The 16,456-nt window shown below is 69.5% G+C and carries 12 protein-coding genes and 1 riboswitch; of the genes, 3 read left to right on the forward strand and 9 right to left on the reverse strand.

All coding sequences use genetic code 11. The features are described from left to right. Window positions 1-330 precede the first annotated feature (330 nt). Together ABZ877_RS18355 and ABZ877_RS18360 are read left to right on the forward strand one after the other, a co-directional pair. Entirely contained in the window at window positions 331-1,101 is a 771-nt protein-coding gene (locus tag ABZ877_RS18355; RefSeq protein ID WP_361071818.1) for an ABC transporter ATP-binding protein, read from the forward strand. A 122-nt stretch (window positions 1,102-1,223) separates the two neighbouring features. After that, complete coding sequence (locus tag ABZ877_RS18360) at window positions 1,224-3,755, forward strand: FtsX-like permease family protein (RefSeq protein ID WP_361071821.1); 2,532 nt, start codon at window positions 1,224-1,226, stop codon at window positions 3,753-3,755. Window positions 3,756-3,834: 79 nt separating this feature from the next. Here the strand turns inward: ABZ877_RS18360 and ABZ877_RS18365 are convergent, their stop codons facing one another. The 9 genes from ABZ877_RS18365 to ABZ877_RS18405 all read right to left on the reverse strand — a co-directional run bounded on the left by ABZ877_RS18365 (window position 3,835) and on the right by ABZ877_RS18405 (window position 15,077). Beyond that, a complete protein-coding gene (locus ABZ877_RS18365; protein ID WP_361071824.1) occupies window positions 3,835-5,142 on the reverse strand; it encodes a cyclopropane-fatty-acyl-phospholipid synthase family protein in 1,308 nt (435 codons plus the stop codon). 217 nt (window positions 5,143-5,359) lie between these two features. Then, a complete protein-coding gene (locus ABZ877_RS18370) occupies window positions 5,360-6,769 on the reverse strand; it encodes an NAD(P)/FAD-dependent oxidoreductase (protein ID WP_361071827.1) in 1,410 nt (469 codons plus the stop codon). A 427-nt stretch (window positions 6,770-7,196) separates the two neighbouring features. Next, window positions 7,197-8,141, reverse strand: coding sequence for a Ppx/GppA phosphatase family protein (locus ABZ877_RS18375; protein WP_361071829.1), 945 nt, complete (start codon window positions 8,139-8,141; stop codon window positions 7,197-7,199). Then, window positions 8,138-8,662 (reverse strand): DUF501 domain-containing protein, encoded by a 525-nt coding sequence (locus tag ABZ877_RS18380; RefSeq protein ID WP_361071832.1) that lies wholly within the window; start codon window positions 8,660-8,662, stop codon window positions 8,138-8,140. Before ABZ877_RS18380 ends, ABZ877_RS18375 begins: the two co-directional genes overlap by 4 nt. 39 nt (window positions 8,663-8,701) lie before the next feature. Then, window positions 8,702-9,196 carry a septum formation initiator family protein gene (locus tag ABZ877_RS18385; protein WP_361071835.1) on the reverse strand — a complete coding sequence of 165 codons (495 nt, stop codon included), beginning with the start codon at window positions 9,194-9,196 and terminating at the stop codon, window positions 8,702-8,704. A gap of 111 nt (window positions 9,197-9,307) precedes the next feature. Further along, window positions 9,308-10,588 carry a phosphopyruvate hydratase gene (eno, locus tag ABZ877_RS18390; RefSeq protein WP_361071838.1) on the reverse strand — a complete coding sequence of 427 codons (1,281 nt, stop codon included), beginning with the start codon at window positions 10,586-10,588 and terminating at the stop codon, window positions 9,308-9,310. Window positions 10,589-10,836: 248 nt separating this feature from the next. Continuing rightward, window positions 10,837-11,571, reverse strand: a complete 735-nt coding sequence (locus tag ABZ877_RS18395; RefSeq protein WP_361071841.1) for a transglycosylase family protein — start codon at window positions 11,569-11,571, stop codon at window positions 10,837-10,839. Between the two features lie 4 nt (window positions 11,572-11,575). Next, a riboswitch (cyclic di-AMP (ydaO/yuaA leader) is annotated at window positions 11,576-11,769 on the reverse strand. Window positions 11,770-11,899: 130 nt separating this feature from the next. Next, window positions 11,900-12,976, reverse strand: a complete 1,077-nt coding sequence (locus ABZ877_RS18400; protein WP_361071844.1) for a transglycosylase family protein — start codon at window positions 12,974-12,976, stop codon at window positions 11,900-11,902. Between the two features lie 142 nt (window positions 12,977-13,118). After that, a complete protein-coding gene (locus tag ABZ877_RS18405; RefSeq protein WP_361071847.1) occupies window positions 13,119-15,077 on the reverse strand; it encodes a recombinase family protein in 1,959 nt (652 codons plus the stop codon). 103 nt (window positions 15,078-15,180) lie between these two features. Here ABZ877_RS18405 and ABZ877_RS18410 point away from each other — a divergent pair, with 103 nt between their 5' ends. Continuing rightward, a complete protein-coding gene (locus ABZ877_RS18410) occupies window positions 15,181-16,419 on the forward strand; it encodes a cytochrome P450 (RefSeq protein ID WP_361071850.1) in 1,239 nt (412 codons plus the stop codon). Window positions 16,420-16,456: the final 37 nt, after the last annotated feature.

A 16,456-nucleotide genomic window follows, 5' to 3' on the forward strand; every position in this document is an offset into this window, starting at 1 on the left:
CCCCCGGCCAGCGGGCCGATGGCCCGATGTTGTCTTATTTTATTGGCGTCTGAGGGTGCATCAGCCCAAGACAGTAGCCATACGCACTTGCCGGGGGCCCTTCCACGGTTGACGGCCCGTCGCCGGGGATTGACGGAATTTCACCGCCTGCCGGTGAGCCGCGCAAGGGCGCCTCCCTCAGGGGTCCGTGTCATCCCCAGGTATGACACCGCTCCGCGTGGTCCGACCGAAGTCGCCCCCAGGAACGGGAACAACGGCTGACTTCACGCGCCACGGCGGCCGAGACGATGGAGAGGTCCCCAGCAGTCGTCCCGACAGGAGCACCCTCCCGTGACCACCACCCCCCTCGCAGGCCGGACCACCGCGGCGGCCGCCCGCGCCACGGATCTCTCCAAGGTCTACGGACAGGGCGAGACCCAGGTGGTCGCCCTGGACCGGGTCTCCATCGAGTTCCGGCAGGCCGAGTTCACCGCGATCATGGGCCCCTCGGGCTCGGGCAAGTCGACTCTGATGCACTGCGTCGCGGGCCTGGACACCTTCTCCTCCGGCTCGGTCCGCATCGGCGACACCGAGCTGGGCTCCCTCAAGGACAAGCAGCTCACCAAGTTGCGCAGGGACAAGATCGGCTTCATCTTCCAGGCGTTCAACCTGCTGCCGACGCTGACCGCCCTGGAGAACATCACGCTCCCCATGGACATCGCGGGCCGCAAGCCCGACAAGCAGTGGCTGGAGAACGTGATCCACATGGTCGGCCTCTCCGACCGCCTCGGCCACCGCCCCTCGCAGCTCTCCGGCGGCCAGCAGCAGCGCGTGGCCGTGGCCCGCGCCCTGGCCTCGAAGCCGGAGATCGTCTTCGGCGACGAGCCCACCGGCAACCTTGACTCCCGCTCCGGCGCGGAGGTCCTCGGCTTCCTGCGCAACTCCGTGCGCGAACTGGGCCAGACCGTCGTCATGGTCACCCACGACCCCGTGGCGGCGGCGTACGCGGACCGCGTCGTGTTCCTGGCGGACGGCCGCATCGTCGACGACATGTACGAGCCGACGGCGGACCGCGTCCTCGACCGCATGAAGCGTTTCGACGCCAAGGGCCGCACGAGCTGACCCGGAGGGGGCGCGGGGAACTGCGCGCCCAGCCACGACGCACCCGCGTCCGCCCACGAAACAACGGCCCCTACGGCGACTAGGCCGAGGGGCCCCGCCGACCCCTGGACTGGCAGAAACCCATGTTCCGTACCGCCCTGCGCAACGTCTTCGCGCACAAGGCCCGCCTCCTCATGACGGTGCTCGCCGTCATGCTCGGCGTCGCCTTCGTCTCCGGCACCCTCGTCTTCACCAACACCATCTCCTCCGCCCTGGAGAAGTCCTCGTCCAAGGGGTTCGACCAGGTCGACGTGGCCGTCACCCCGGGCTGGAAGGACGGCACCGCCGACAAGGTCGGCAAGGAGATCAAGCTGACCGACGCCACGCTGAAGAAGGCGCAGAGCGTGCCCGGCGCCGCCTCCGCCTACGGCGTGCTGAGCGGCTACGCCGCCGTCGCCGACCAGGACGGCAAGCTCGTCGGCAGCGGCTTCTCCACCAAGGGCGGCAACTACTGGGGCGACAAGGACAGCCGCTACCCGCTCAAGGAGGGCACGGCCCCGCACGGCAAGGGCCAGGTCGCGCTCGACGCCGAGACGGCGAAGCGGGCCGGGTACAAGATCGGTGACCAGGTCCGCATGTCCGTGGACGGGCCGGTCCTGACGCCGACCCTGACGGGCATCTTCACCACCGACGACGGCAACGTCTCGGCGGGCGGCTCCCTCGCCCTGTTCGACACGCCGACCGCGCAGCGGCTCTTCCACAAGCCGGGCGCGTACGACGAGATCGACGTGCGGGCCGCCGCGGGCACCACGCAGGACCAGTTGCGGGCCGGGCTCGACAAGGCGCTCGGCACGAAGAACGTGGACACGGAGACGGGTCAGCACCTGGCCGACGAGCAGGCCAAGGCGATCTCCGACTCGATGAGCTCCATGCAGCGGCTGCTGCTCGGCTTCGCCGGCGTCGCGCTCTTCGTCGGCATCTTCATCATCGCCAACACCTTCACGATGCTGGTCGCCCAGCGCACCAAGGAGCTGGCCCTGATGCGCGCGGTCGGTGCCTCGCGCCGCCAGGTGACGCGCTCCGTGCTGGTCGAGGCGTTCGTGGTGGGCGCCGTCGCCGCCGTCACCGGTCTGGCCGTCGGCATCGGGATCGGCGCGGGCATGCGCTCCCTGATGAACGGCACGGGCGCGGTCATCCCCGACGGGCCGCTCGTCATCTCGATGGGCACGGTCGTCTCCGCGCTGGTCGTCGGCATCCTGATCACCATGCTGGCCGCCTGGTTGCCGGGCCGCCGCGCCGCGAAGATCCCGCCGGTCGCCGCGATGAACGCGGTGCACGCCGCCCCGACCGCCAAGTCCCTGATCCTGCGCAACACGCTCGGCTCGCTCGTCTCGGCCGCCGGTGTCGCCGCCGTGCTCGTCGCGACCACCATGGCGGGCGACGCCGGCCAGGCCCCGATGGCGCTCGGCGCCGCGCTGCTCGTCATCGGCGTCTTCATCCTGACCCCGCTGCTCTCCCGCCCGCTGATCGCCGCCGCGGCCCCGCTGCTGCGCGCCTTCGGCATCTCCGGCAAGCTGGCCCGCCTGAACTCGGTCCGCAACCCGCGCCGCACGGCGGCCACCGCCTCGGCGCTGATGATCGGCCTGACCCTGATCACGGGGCTCACGGTCATCGCGGGCAGCGTCCAGTCGGCGATCGACAAGATGGCGGCGGACTCCATCAAGGCCGACTACGTCGTCTCCATGGCGAACGGCAGCATGCTCTCCCCGGACGTCCGCGAGACGCTCGACAAGACCGCCGGGACCACCGCCACGAGCGGCATGTCGGACTCGCCGTCGCGGATCGACGGCACCGGGGAGTCCCTGACCGGCGTCAACGGCAAGACGCTCGGGCACCTCGTCGACCTGCCCGTGAAGGACGGCACGTTCTCGGTCGGCGGCACGCGGGTCGTCGTGGACGACAAGACCGCGAAGGACCACCGCTGGAGCGCCGGTTCGGACTTCACCGTCACCTACGCGGACGGCAAGAAGCAGCGGCTGACCGTCGCGGGCGTCTACGAGGCCAACGAGATGATCCGCGGCATCATGGTCGACTCCCCGACCCTCGACCCGCACATGACCGACGGCGTCTCGGACATGCAGGTCCTGGTGAAGACGTCCGGCGGCGCCTCCGACGCCACGAAGGACAAGCTGACCAAGGCGCTCGGCGAGAACCCGGCGATCAAGATCCAGGACCGCCAGGACATCTCCAACGAGGTGGCCCAGATGTTCACGCTGATGCTGAACATGCTCTACGGCCTGCTCGCCATGGCGGTGATCGTCGCCGTCCTCGGTGTCATCAACACCCTGGCCATGTCGGTCTTCGAGCGCCAGCAGGAGATCGGGATGCTCCGCGCGATCGGCATCGACCGCAAGGGCATCAAGCGCATGGTCCGCCTGGAGTCCCTGGTCATCTCGCTCTTCGGCGGCGTGCTCGGCATCGGCCTCGGCGTCTTCTTCGGCTGGGCCGCGGGCGAGCTGATCGGCCAGACCATGTCGACGTACGCACTGGTCCTGCCCTGGGGCCGGATGGGCGTCTTCCTCGCGCTCGCCGCGGTCGTCGGCATCCTGGCCGCCCTGTGGCCGGCCCGCCGCGCCGCCCGCCTGAACATGCTGACGGCGATCAAGGCCGAGTAGCACGGGAGGCGGTACGTGGTTGGGGGCGCCCGGTGATCAGCACCGGGCGCCCCCGTCCGCGTACGGTTCACACGCCAGATCAGTTCCAGGTACGCGCCCGCAGCGGCATCCCCGACGCGCCGCTCGGCGGGGTCTTCACGGCGAGGATCTGGTTCACGCCGATGCGGTTGCGCTCGAAGCTCAGGGCGGAGGCGGCCATGTAGAGGCGCCAGACGCGGGCCCGGCCGGGGCTGACCGTCTTCAGGGCCTCGCTCCAGCGGGCCTCCAGGTTGCGGACCCACTGGCGCAGGGTGAGCGCGTAGTGCTCGCGGATCGCCTCCAGGTCGCGGACCTCGAAGCCGGCGCGCTCCAGGAGGGCGGTGGTCGTGCCGACGGGGGCCAGTTCGCCGTCGGGGAAGACGTAGGCGTCGATGAACTCGTCCACCTCGTAGGCCGTCTCGTCCTGCTGGGGGCGGCGGGCGATCTGGTGGTTGAGGAGCCGTCCGCCGGGCTTGAGGAGGGCGTACAGGTCGCTCGCGTACTCCAGGTAGCGGGCGGAGCCGACGTGCTCGGCCATGCCGATGGAGGAGATGGCGTCGTAGGGGCCGTCGCGGACGTCGCGGTAGTCCTGGACGCGGATCTCGACGCGGTCGGTGAGGCCCTCGTCGGCGACGCGCTTCCTGGCGTACGCGGCCTGTTCCTGGGAGAGCGTGATGCCGACGACGCTCACGCCGTGCTCGCGGGCGGCGTGGATGGCCATGGAGCCCCAGCCGCAGCCCACGTCGAGCAGGCGCATGCCGGGCTTGAGGTCGAGCTTGCGGGCGACGAGGGAGAGCTTGTCGCCCTGGGCGGACTCGAGCGTGGCGCCGGGCGACTCCCAGTAGGCGCACGAGTAGACCATGGAGGGGCCGAGGACCAGCTCGTAGAAGTCGTTGCCGACGTCGTAGTGGTGGCTGATGGCCCGTTTGTCGCTGCCCTTGGTGTGCAGGTGGAGGCGGCCCTTGCGGCGCGTCTCCTCGGCGGGCGGGGCGGGCGCGGGGAGGGGACCGGCCAGCTTGGCGAGGTCCTTCAGGGCGGCGCGGACCTTCGGGTCCCTGAGCGCCTGGACGGCGCTTCTGCGCTCGCCGTCGGCGTCCGGGTCGCGCTCCCAGATGAGTTCGGCCAGGTGGTCGAGGGCCGCGTAGAGGTCGCCCTCGACGTCGAGTTCACCGGCGACCCACGCGCGCGCGAGACCCAGCTCGCCCGGCTTCCACAGCAGCCTGCGCAGGGCGCGCCGGCTGCGGACGACGAGGACGGGGGCCCCGGGCGGGCCGGCCTCCGAGCCGTCCCAGGCGCGCAGGCGCACCGGGAGCTCGCTCCCGAGCAGTTGCTCGGCGATGTTCTTCAGCCGCTGTGCGGCGTCTGGCATGGCGGACACCTCCGTGACGAGGAGAACTCCGGGAACGGTCCCGACACCACGTAAACACCGAGCGGCGCGTTCCGCAGTCCCGTTGCCGCGTCACGGATCGGCAAAATACCTGTACCTACCAAGCATATGGTCGGGTGAACGCCGAAGGGGCCGCTCGCACCACGGATGGCGAGCGGCCCCTTCGGGCGTTGCGCTGAACTCTCGGACTACGCCGGGGTCAGGAGGCCTTGGCCTTCTCCTCGACCTTGTCCCCGCTCCCGGGCACCTTCTCGGCGGCGGGCTTGGCGGCCGGCGCCGGCTTGGCGGCCTCGTAGAACTCCTCGCGCGGAGTCTCCAGGGCGCCGAGCGCGGTGATGTCGCGCTTCTGGAACATGTTGATCGTCCACTCGGCGATCACCCGGATCTTGCGGTTGTACGTCGGCATGGCGAGCCCGTGGTAGCCACGGTGCATGTACCAGGCGAGACGGCCCTTGAGCTTGATCTTCATCTTGCCCATGACGATCATCGCGACGCCCTTGTGCAGGCCGAGACCGGCCACCGCACCCTTGTTGGCGTGCTTGTAGGGGCGCTGCGGGAAGCCGCGCATGCCGGAGACCACGTTGTCGCCGAGGACCTTGGCCTGGCGCATCGCGTGCTGCGCGTTCGGCGGGCACCAGGCGTTCGGGTTGCCGTTCGCACGGCCGACGAGGTCCGGGACCTGGGCGTTGTCGCCCGCGGCCCAGATGTAGTCGGTGCCCTGCACCTGGAGCGTCTCGCTGGTGTCCACGTGGCCGCGCGGGCCGAGCGGGAGACCGAAGCGGGCGAGCGCCGGGTTCGGCTTCACACCGGCGGTCCACACGACCGTGTCGGCGTCCGCCTCCAGGCCGTTGCTGAGCACGACGTGACCGTCGACGCAGGAGGGCATCGTGGTGGAGAGGTAGACCTCGATGCCGCGGGACTCCAGGTGCTTGCGGCCGTAGACGCCCAGCTCCGGGCCGACCTCGGGCAGCACCTTGTCGGCGGCGTCGACCAGGATGAAGCGCATGTCCTCGCGCTTCACGTTCTTGTAGAACTTGGCGGCGTCGCGCGCCATGTCCTCGACCTCACCGATCGTCTCGGCGCCCGCGAAGCCACCGCCGACGAAGACGAAGGTGAGCGCCTTGCGGCGGATCTCCTCGTCCGTCGTGGACTCGGCCTTGTCGAGCTGCTCGAGCACGTGGTTGCGCAGGCCGATGGCCTCCTCGACGCCCTTCATGCCGATACCCACCTCGGCGAGGCCGGGGGTCGGGAAGGTGCGGGAGACCGCGCCGAGCGCGATCACCAGGTAGTCGAAGGGCACCTCGTACGCCTCGCCGACGAGCGGGGCGACCGTGGCGACCTTGCGGTCCTGGTCGATGGTGGTGACGCGGCCGGTGAGAATCTCGGCTCCCGGCACAGCGCGTCGCAGCGGGACGACGACGTTGCGCGGCGAGATGCTGCCGGCGGCGGTCTCGGGGAGGAAGGGCTGGTACGTCATGTACGAGCGCGGGTCGACGACCGTGACGGTCGCTTCCGCGTAACGCATCTTCTTCAGGATGCGTCGCGCCGCGTACAGGCCTACGTACCCACCCCCGACAATGAGGATCCTGGGACGCTCCGTGGTGCTCATGCCATCGAGTATCCACCCGGTCGGAGGGGGGTGCTCGTGCGCCCCTTCACAAGAACGGACGGTGCCTCTGCTACACTTCGCCGCCCACGTGACCCATGTCATGGTCGGCGGAGGGAACCACGGCCCGCCTCCACTCGTTGCTCACCCCTCTTGAGCAGCGACAGTGAGCCGGTGAACCCCCTAACCACTCCCGGAATTCATCCTCCGGAAACACCGGCGACACACCCCGGACAGGCCCTTCGACCCCACCTGGACGCCGCCGGACGGGCCCCTGGGCCACGAACCGCGCCCGATGGGGCCGAATTCCTTGTGAAGAACTTCACGAACTTTCTCGCCGGGGCGCGCGAAGAGCGTGTCGCACCCCCTCCGAGCCGTGCTCAGACGGGGTGCGACACGCTCAAGCGAGATCGTTTCCGGCGCCCCGCGGTCAGGCGAGGGACCAGGCGATCCCGTCCAGGATGTCGTGCTCGCTCACGACCACCTCGCGGGCCCCGATCCGCTCCATGACCAGCCGCAGGACGAGCGCGCCGGACGCGATGACGTCGACGCGGCCCGGGTGGATCACCGGGTGCAGGGCGCGCTGGTCGTGCGTGGAGCCCAGCAGCCAGTCGGTGATCTCGGCGACCTTCTCGTAGGAGATCCGCGCGTGGTGGATCGCGGCCGAGTCGTACTCCTTCAGGCCGAGCGCGAGCGCCGCCACCGTCGTCACCGAACCGGCGAGGCCCACGAGCGTACGGGCGTCGCCCAGCGGCACCGTCCGCTCGACCAGGTCGAGCCCCTTCACGACGTCCTCGCGGATCGCCCCGATCCGCGCGGCGGTCGGCGGGTCGCTCACCGTGCCGTCCCCGGCGACCAGGTGCCGCTCCGTCATCCGCACGCAGCCGACGTCGACGGAGCGGGCGGCGCGCACGGTCTCGTCGCCGACCACGAACTCGGTCGAGCCACCGCCGATGTCCACCACCAGGTACGGCGTGTCCAGGTCGGCGCGGCCCGTCAGCTCCTTCGTCGCACCCGTGAAGGAGAACGCCGCCTCCTGGTTACCGGTGATCACCTCGGGCTCGACGCCCAGGATGTCCAGGACGCCCCGGACGAAGTCGTCCCGGTTCTCGGCGTCGCGGGACGCGGACGTCGCCACGAAGCGGACGCGCTCCGCCCCGTGCTCCTTGATCACTTCGGCGTACTCGCGGCACGCCGCGAAGGTCCGCTCCAGGGCCTCCGGAGCGAGCCGGCCCGTCTTGTCGACGCCCTGGCCGAGCCGGACGATCGTCATCCGCCGGTCCAGGTCGACCAGCTCGCCCGTCTCCGGGTTCGCGTCCGCGACGAGCAGACGGATCGAGTTCGTACCGCAGTCGACGGCCGCCACGCGGGTCACTCGGCCACCTCCGGCGTCACGCACGGGCCCTTGCGCCACCACTCGGGCAGCATCTCGATCGCCTCGTCGCCCAGCGGGTTCACACCCGGCCCGGCCGCGAGCGAGTGCGCCACGAGGACGTGCAGGCACTTCACGCGGTCCGGCATGCCGCCCGCGCTCGGGAAGTTCTCCAGGACCTCGATGGCGTCACGCCGGGCGAGGTAGTCCTCGTGCGCCGCCCGGTACTGGCGCGCCAGCTCCGGGTCGGTCGCGAGCCGCTCCGTCATCTCCTTCATGACGCCGTTGGCCTCGAGGGTGCCGATGGCCGAGGCCGCGCGCGGGCACGTCAGGTAGTACGTCGTCGGGAACGGCGTGCCGTCCTCCAGGCGCGGGGCGGTCTCTACGACGTCCGGGTTGCCGCAGGGGCAGCGGTGCGCGATGGCCCGCAGGCCGCGCGGCGGGCGGCCGAGCTGCTCCTTGAACGCGTGGATGTCGGCGTCCGTGGGCGCGCTGGGCTCGGTCTGGGGCGGGGGCGTTTCCATGCCTGTCTTTCACTTCGGTGTGGGGCGGGGTAACGATGATCAGTTCGCGCGGTCGGCCTTGTCGACGCCGTCCCAGACGTTGGAGTACCAGGGGCGGTCGCCCGCGCTCTCCTCGGCGCGGCCGTCCTCGGTGGCGCGCGGGTCGGGCACCACGTACCCGGTCTCCCCCGGCATCACCATGTGCAGGCGCTCCCGGATCCGCTGCTCGGCGTAGGCGTCGTCCTGCCAGCGCGCCTTTTCGTCGCGGAGCTGCTCGACCCGGTCCTTCGCCTCCTGCTGCCTGCGCTGCAGATCGGCGATCTCGCCGCGCTGGGACACGTACTGCCGCATCGGGTAGGCGAGCGCGACCACGAGCGTGCAGACGACGAGGGCGAGCAGCGCCGCGCGGCCGGTGAGCCGGGAGCGGCGGGCCTGGCGCTTGTTCTGCGAGCGGTAGACGCGTTCGGCCGTCTGCTCGCCGAGCACGCGCAGGCGGGTGGCCGTGGAGAAGCGGGCCGAACCGCCCTGGCCCCTGCTCCGTACCTTTCCCGGCATCGCCTGTCCGCCTCCCCGTTCCGGCCCGATCCGGCCGCCTACGTGCGTACGTCCCCGCACACGGTACGGGACCGAGTGCGGGGACGTACGGAACTACGGCGCCGGGGGCCGTCAGCCCTTGAAGCGGGGGAACGCGCTGCGGCCGGCGTAGACCGCCGCGTCGTCCAGGATCTCCTCGATGCGCAGGAGCTGGTTGTACTTGGCGACGCGCTCGGAGCGGGCCGGGGCGCCGGTCTTGATCTGGCCGCAGTTGGTGGCGACGGCCAGGTCGGCGATGGTGACGTCCTCGGTCTCGCCGGAGCGGTGGGACATCATGCACTTGAAGCCGTTGCGCTGGGCCAGCTCGACGGCGTCCAGGGTCTCGGTCAGCGAGCCGATCTGGTTGACCTTGACGAGCAGGGCGTTGGCCGAGTTCTCCTCGATGCCGCGGGCCAGGCGCTCCGGGTTGGTGACGAACAGGTCGTCGCCGACGAGCTGCACCTTGTCACCGAGGCGCTCGGTGATCGTGTGCCAGCCGGCCCAGTCGTCCTCGAACAGCGGGTCCTCGATGGAGACCAGCGGGTACGCCTCGACCAGCTCGGCGTAGTAGTCCGTCATCTCGGCGGCCGAGCGCTGCTTGCCCTCGAACTCGTACACGCCGTCCTTGTAGAACTCGGAGGCGGCGACGTCGAGCGCGAGCGCGACCTGCTGGCCGGGGACGTAGCCGGCCTCCTTGATCGCCTCGATGATGAGGTCGAGCGCGGCGCGGTTCGACTCCAGGTTCGGGGCGAAGCCGCCCTCGTCGCCGAGGCCGGTCGACAGGCCCTTGTTCTTCAGGACCTTCTTGAGGGTGTGGTAGACCTCGGTGCCCCAGCGCAGCGCCTCGGAGAAGGACTCCGCGCCGATCGGGGCGATCATGAACTCCTGGATGTCGACGTTGGAGTCGGCGTGCGACCCGCCGTTCAGGATGTTCATCATCGGGACGGGCAGCAGGTGCGCGTTCGGACCGCCCAGGTAGCGGAAGAGCGGCAGGTCGCTGGCCTCGGAGGCGGCGTGCGCGACGGCGAGGGAGACGCCCAGGATGGCGTTGGCGCCGAGCGAGCCCTTGTTGTCGGTGGCGTCCAGGTCGAACATCGCCTGGTCGATCAGGCGCTGCTCGGTGGCGTCGTAGCCGACCAGCTCCGGGCCGATCTGCTCGATGACGGCGAGGACGGCCTTCTCGACGCCCTTGCCCTGGTAACGGTTGGGGTCACCGTCACGGAGTTCGATGGCCTCGAAGGCACCGGTGGAGGCGCCGGACGGGACAGCAGCACGGCCGGTGCTGCCGTCGTCGAGGCCGACCTCGACCTCGACCGTGGGGTTGCCTCGGGAGTCCAGGATTTCCCGGGCTACGACGACGTCGATGGACGGCACGAGCATCTCCTTCTCGGATGTGACACAACTGTGCGGACGGCGTGGCCCGCACCCCTGAGCCTAACCGGCCTGGAGGCATCAGCCAGTCGGCCGCCCGGGTTGTGGACAACGCCGACAGCGAAATGTTTCTTAACGGAACAAAGACGGCGACCCCCGTTCCGCACACGTGCAGCGGAACGGGGGTCGCCTCGGGCGAGCGGCCCTGGACCCGGCGTCCGCCGATGCCGGATCCCTACCCTCTCGGGGTCCTACTTCAGGTGGAGCTGCTGGTCCGGGTAGATCAGGTTGGCGTCCACGATGATGTCCTCGTTGAGCTTGAACACCTTCTGCCAGGTGGTGCCGTGCGCCTCGGCGATCTTGCTGAGCGTGTCGCCGGACTTCACCTTGTACTCGCCGTCGCCCTTCTCGACCTTCTTGCCGGTCGGGGTGGTGACGGTGTCCTTCTTGACCTCCTGCTGCGGCTGCGCCTGACGCTGCGGCTGAGCCTGCTGCTGCTGCGGCTGCTGGCGCTGCTGCGAGCGGGTCGTCGTCGAGGACTCGGAGCGCTGCTGCTGCTGCGGCTGCGACTGCTGCGAGGACTGCGACTCGACCGGGGCGGAGTTGCCCGTGGAGGCGCCGGACAGGCCCACGCCACAGCTCGGCCAGGCACCCTTGCCCTGCGAGGCGAGGACCTTCTCGGCGACCGATATCTGCTGCGCCTTGGACGCCTTGTCGGCGGTGGACGCGTACGCGGTGCCGCCGTACGCGGCCCACGTCGAGGCGGAGAACTGCAGACCGCCGTAGTAGCCGTTGCCCGTGTTGATCGACCAGTTGCCACCGGACTCGCAGGCCGCGACCTGGTCCCACTCGGAGGTGGAGGCGGCGGAGGCGCCCGTGGCACCCATCAGCGGAACGGCGACGGCGGCACCGGTGACACCCGCGAGGGTGGCGACACGGACGGCCTTGGACGGACGGCGGTGCTTGCCCTTGCTGGAAAACAGCATGGAGTGATCCCCTCACCGACGCCTACGAGGTGAGCTGTCGGGTGCGGACCAGTGAGTGTCCGGCCGCGCAACCTAGTGCGCGGGCTTAACCCCAAGCCGGCGGACCGGCACTTACCTTGGGTCCCCCGCTCCTGCCCACGGCGCTTACGCGTCGACTGTTCCCGTACGGACGTTGGCAGGATTCGGCGTGACGTCCGTCGGGGCCCGCTGTGGCGAGCGGTGACGACGTTAAGCAGTCGATCCGCCCGATTTCAAAGCCGATCAGGGTCTTTGAGACTCATGTCTCACTCTCGCAAAAGCGGACATACGCGTCTCAACCACCACTGAATTACGGCTGATCCTCACCCGATTCCGAGCCGAGATTCAGACTCTGACCAGGAAGGATGAGGTCCGGGTCGGAACCGACCGTCTCCTTGTTGAGGTCATAAAGGGCATTCCACCCGCCGTCCACGTTCTGCGCATCCGCGATGTCCGACAGGTTGTCGCCGGAACGGACCGTGTACGCGCTCCCGGAGCGGGCCTCCTCGCGCGAAGCGTGACGACCTTCACTCCCCCGGGACGCGGAGGCGTCGTCGGCGGCACGCTCGCCACGGTGGCGGCCGGCGGACGATGCGTCCTCACCGAGGGCGGAAGTGGCGTCCGACTGACCGGACTTGCCCGAGTTGTCCTCTTCGGCGGTGGCGCTCGGCTCGTCGCTCGCCTGGTTACCGGGGGTATCGGTAGTGGCATCGGCCGACGGGGCGTCAGACGCGGCGGGCGCGTCCGGCGTGGCGGCGTCCTCGGAGGATCCGGAGCCGTCGGAAGCCCCGGATCTGCCGCTCGCGCCGGAGCCTTGGTGACTCTTCTCTCTCGCGGAACCTGAAGCCTTCGAAGACGCCGAGGCATCCGACGTGACCGAAGTCTCCGGAGATGACGTGACATCCGGGGATTCCGGGGTACCCGTGGAGTCGGACACACCCGGCGACTCCGCCGAGTCGGTGGACGGCCGCGGCGAGGTGCTCGCCCCAGGGTCGACATCGGCCGCGTCGCCGCTCTGCGTCAGACCGGCCACGATCGAGCAGCTCGGCCACACGCTGGGCCCCTTGGCCTGAAGCGCCTTCTCGGCGACGGCTATCTGCTGCGAACGGCTGGCCTCGTCCGCGCTCGGGGCGTAGTCGAGCCCCCCGTACTGCTCCCATGTCTCCTGCGACAACTGCAGCCCGCCGTAGTAGCCGTTGCCCGCGTCGAGACTCCACTGCCCGCCCGACTCGCACTCGGCGAGCTTGTCCCACGTGGTGGTGGAGGCGGCGTTCGCGCCCGACGCGGCGAGCAGCGGGATCGCGATGGCGCTGCCGGTGACACCGGCGGCGACGACCAGAGCAGGGGCCTGACGAGGGCGACGGTGACGACCGTTCCCGGAGAGCATGCGGTTGCCTTTCGCGAGACTGATGCAGCACGCGACAGGAGTGGCAGGAGTGGTGCCGGTTGTGCCCGTGTCGCGATGACTGGTGAACGTAGCGGGACTCGAACGCTTGTCACAAGTCGATGCAGCGTAGATCACGTGAAAGTCACGAAGTTGAGCAACTGTCAGGTTGGAGCGCCCCGTTCACATCGCGGCGGCTGATCCCGCACACGACCTCAAGCGCCGGAACCAGGCGTTCGCGTCGCGCCGCCGTTCCGCCTCCCCGCGCGTTCAGCGCTTGCATTAGTGGCGCCCAGAACCCCCGTTTGAACCAGGTGTTCTGCCGGTCCTTGAGGGCCAGCGGAGGGCCGAATTCCGCAGGGACCTCATCCCATAGGCATCCCGTTCGCAGACGGTGGAGGATGCCGTTCAGTTGTGTCCGAAGGTCGACCACGCCGCGTACGAACTGGCGACGCGGGAAGAAGGCCGCCATCGCCTCCTCGACCATGCCCCATTGCGACTCGGTGACCTCGGCGGGTACGAGCACGCCGATCCCGATGTGCCATGCCGTCACCTTGCACCCGACACCGGCCCGCTGCCGTACCCGTTCGAGAGGGTTGACCCGGACGTCCAGCAGGTCGAACACGCGGCGCACCTCCGCAGGCTCCGTCACCTGCCCGGCCGCCGCACGCGCGATCAACTCCACATCGGTTCGTGTGCGGTGCGAGACGGACTCGTACTCGACAAGCACTGCACGTGCTTCGGCCAGCATCAGGGATGCGATGAGGACCTCATCGGAGAGCTGCCGCAGAGCGGCCTCCTTGACGCCCTGGTCCAGATCGGCGAGACCGGACAGAGCCGCATCCGCGCGGGCGGCGGCGGCCTCCTTCTCCGTGAGAACCTGTGCGAAGTTCGCTACGCGCTCGCGCTGCCGTTCTTCGCTGCCGGGAAGAGCCCGAGGGCTGGACTGCCGCAGCGCCGACGCCAGTCCCGGGTCGGCGAGGACCGGCCTCACTTCACTGAGGACGGATGCTTCCATTCCGGCGGCAGCCAAGTAGGGGTCGTCGCAACCCGTGTTCGCACCTTTGCCGTTGTTGTTTCCGGCGCAGCGGTAGTAGCGGCTGCCGTTCGACTTCAGGAAGGCGCCGACGTAATGGCTTCCACAGGCTCCTTCGATCCGGCCGGTGAGCGGGTATTCACTGGCCTCGGCGTGGGCCGTATGGCCACGAGCCGTCATGACCTGGACGAGAGCTTCGGCCCGCTCCTCCGTGATGATGCGTGGAATCGCGATGGTGACGCTGGCTCCGTGCAACGGCTCGCCGTCCGGACCACACTTCGCCCCCTTTCTTCCGGCACCGGCCGGGCTTCGGAAGACAACTTCGCCCTTGAGCAGGGAGGAGGAGGTGAGCCGCCTGTGCAAATTGGAGGCGCTCCACGGGCGGCCGCTGCGAGGGAACAGCCCTTCGGCATTGAGCTCTCGCGCTGCCTGGGCTGTGTTCATGCCTCTGTCGACGATGAAGTGCACCGCTGTACGCGCCACGCGTGCTTCCTTCGCGTCGACAGTGAGCCGCGACCCTCGGCGGGCCTGCCCGTCGATGACGTACCCCCAAGGCGCCGGCCCGCCGACCCATCCACCGTCGAGCGCCTTGCGCTGCCGACCGCCTTGCATCCGCTCGCAGATGAGCCGTCGCTCGTCTTCCGCCCTCACAGCATGGAAGTGCAGTTGCTCCCGTCCGAAGTCCGTGGCGTTGTCGACGCTTTGCGTGACCGAGACGAAGGTGACGCCCAGGTCCTCCATGGCCCAGACCCGCGCCCAGAAGGCCGCGCTCGTGCGGCCGATGCGATCGAAGCTGTGCACCACGATCACGTCGACCCGCCCATGTCGCGCCTCTTGTTCCAGGCGCAGCATCCCTGGTCGCTCGATGAGAGCGCCCGACACCCCTTCGTCCCGGAAGACCGGATCCGGTACGAGTACCCATCCGGGACGGCTCTCGACGTACGCCCGTCCTGCGGCCTCCTGCGCCTGCAGCCCAAAACCGGTGACCTGCTTCCGGGTGGACACGCGGACCATGAGAGCCGCTCGGACCGGCTTCCCGGGCCCACTACTGGCAGGGCGGATCTGCATGCTTGTAGCGTTGTTCACGTCAGCCCCTTCACGGCTGGCACAGCCCCGGAGCTCTAGCCGGCTCCGTGCCTCCCTCCGCACCGGCGCCGGTTACGGTCGTCTGGTGAACGCCCCGAACACCGCACCCGAACTCTTCACCTGGGAGTTCGCGACAGACCCGTATCCGGCCTACGCCTGGCTCCGGGAGCACTCGCCTGTCCACTGGACGAAGCTTCCCAGCGGGGTCGAGGCATGGCTCGTGACCCGGTACACCGACGCACGTCAGGCGCTCGCGGACAGCCGACTGTCGAAGAATCCGGATCATCACGCCGAGGGCGCCCAGGGCAAGAACCGAACCGGCATCCCCGGTGAGCGCAACGCCAACCTGATGACGCATCTGCTCAACATCGATCCGCCTGATCACACCCGCTTGCGTCGCCTGGTCTCGAAGGCGTTCACCCCGCGTCGCATCGCTCAGTTCGCTCCACGCGTGCAGCAGTTGACCGATGACCTCATCGACCGGTTCGCCGGTACTGGCGAGGCCGACCTGATCCACGACTTCGCCTTCCCACTGCCGATCTACGCCATCTGCGACTTGCTGGGAGTCCCCTCCGAGGACCAGGACGACTTCCGGGACTGGGCGGGCATGATGATCCGGCACGGTGGAGGCCCTCGCGGCGGAGTCGCCCGTTCCGTCAAGAAGATGCGTGGCTACTTGGCCGAACTGATCCACCGCAAGCGGGACGACCTGGGTGACGACCTGATCTCGGGGCTCATCCGCGCCTCGGACCATGGAGAGCACCTGACGGAGAACGAAGCCGCTGCCATGTGTTTCGTCCTCCTGTTCGCCGGTTTCGAAACGACGATCAACCTCATCGGCAACGGCGTCCACACGCTCTTGCACAACCCGGCGCAGCGGGCACTGCTTCAGGCGTCCATCGAGCGCGGGGAGCGGGAACTGCTCGACACCGGCATCGAGGAACTGCTCCGCTTCGACGGTCCCGTCGAGCTCGCCACCTGGCGCTTCGCGACCGCGCCCCTCATCATCGGTGGGCAGCGCATCGCGGCGGGCGATCCCGTGCTCGTGGTCCTGGCAGCGGCGGACCGCGATCCGGCCAGGTTCGCCGAGCCGGACACTCTCGATCTCGCCCGCCAGGACAACCAGCACCTGGGCTACGGCCACGGCATCCACTACTGCCTCGGTGCTCCTCTCGCCCGGCTCGAGGGCCGCACCGCCCTGGAGACACTGCTGCGGCGGTTGCCCGACCTCCGCCTCGCGGCCGACTCTGCGGACCTGCGGTGGCGGGGCGGGCTGATCATGCGAGGGCTACGGAGTCTCCCTGTGGAATTCACGGCCCGCTGAGCAACTCCCCATGCTGGGGATGCGTTCTCACGGGCCG

This window comes from Streptomyces sp. NPDC046939, assembly GCF_040644575.1.
Lineage (GTDB): Bacteria > Actinomycetota > Actinomycetes > Streptomycetales > Streptomycetaceae > Streptomyces.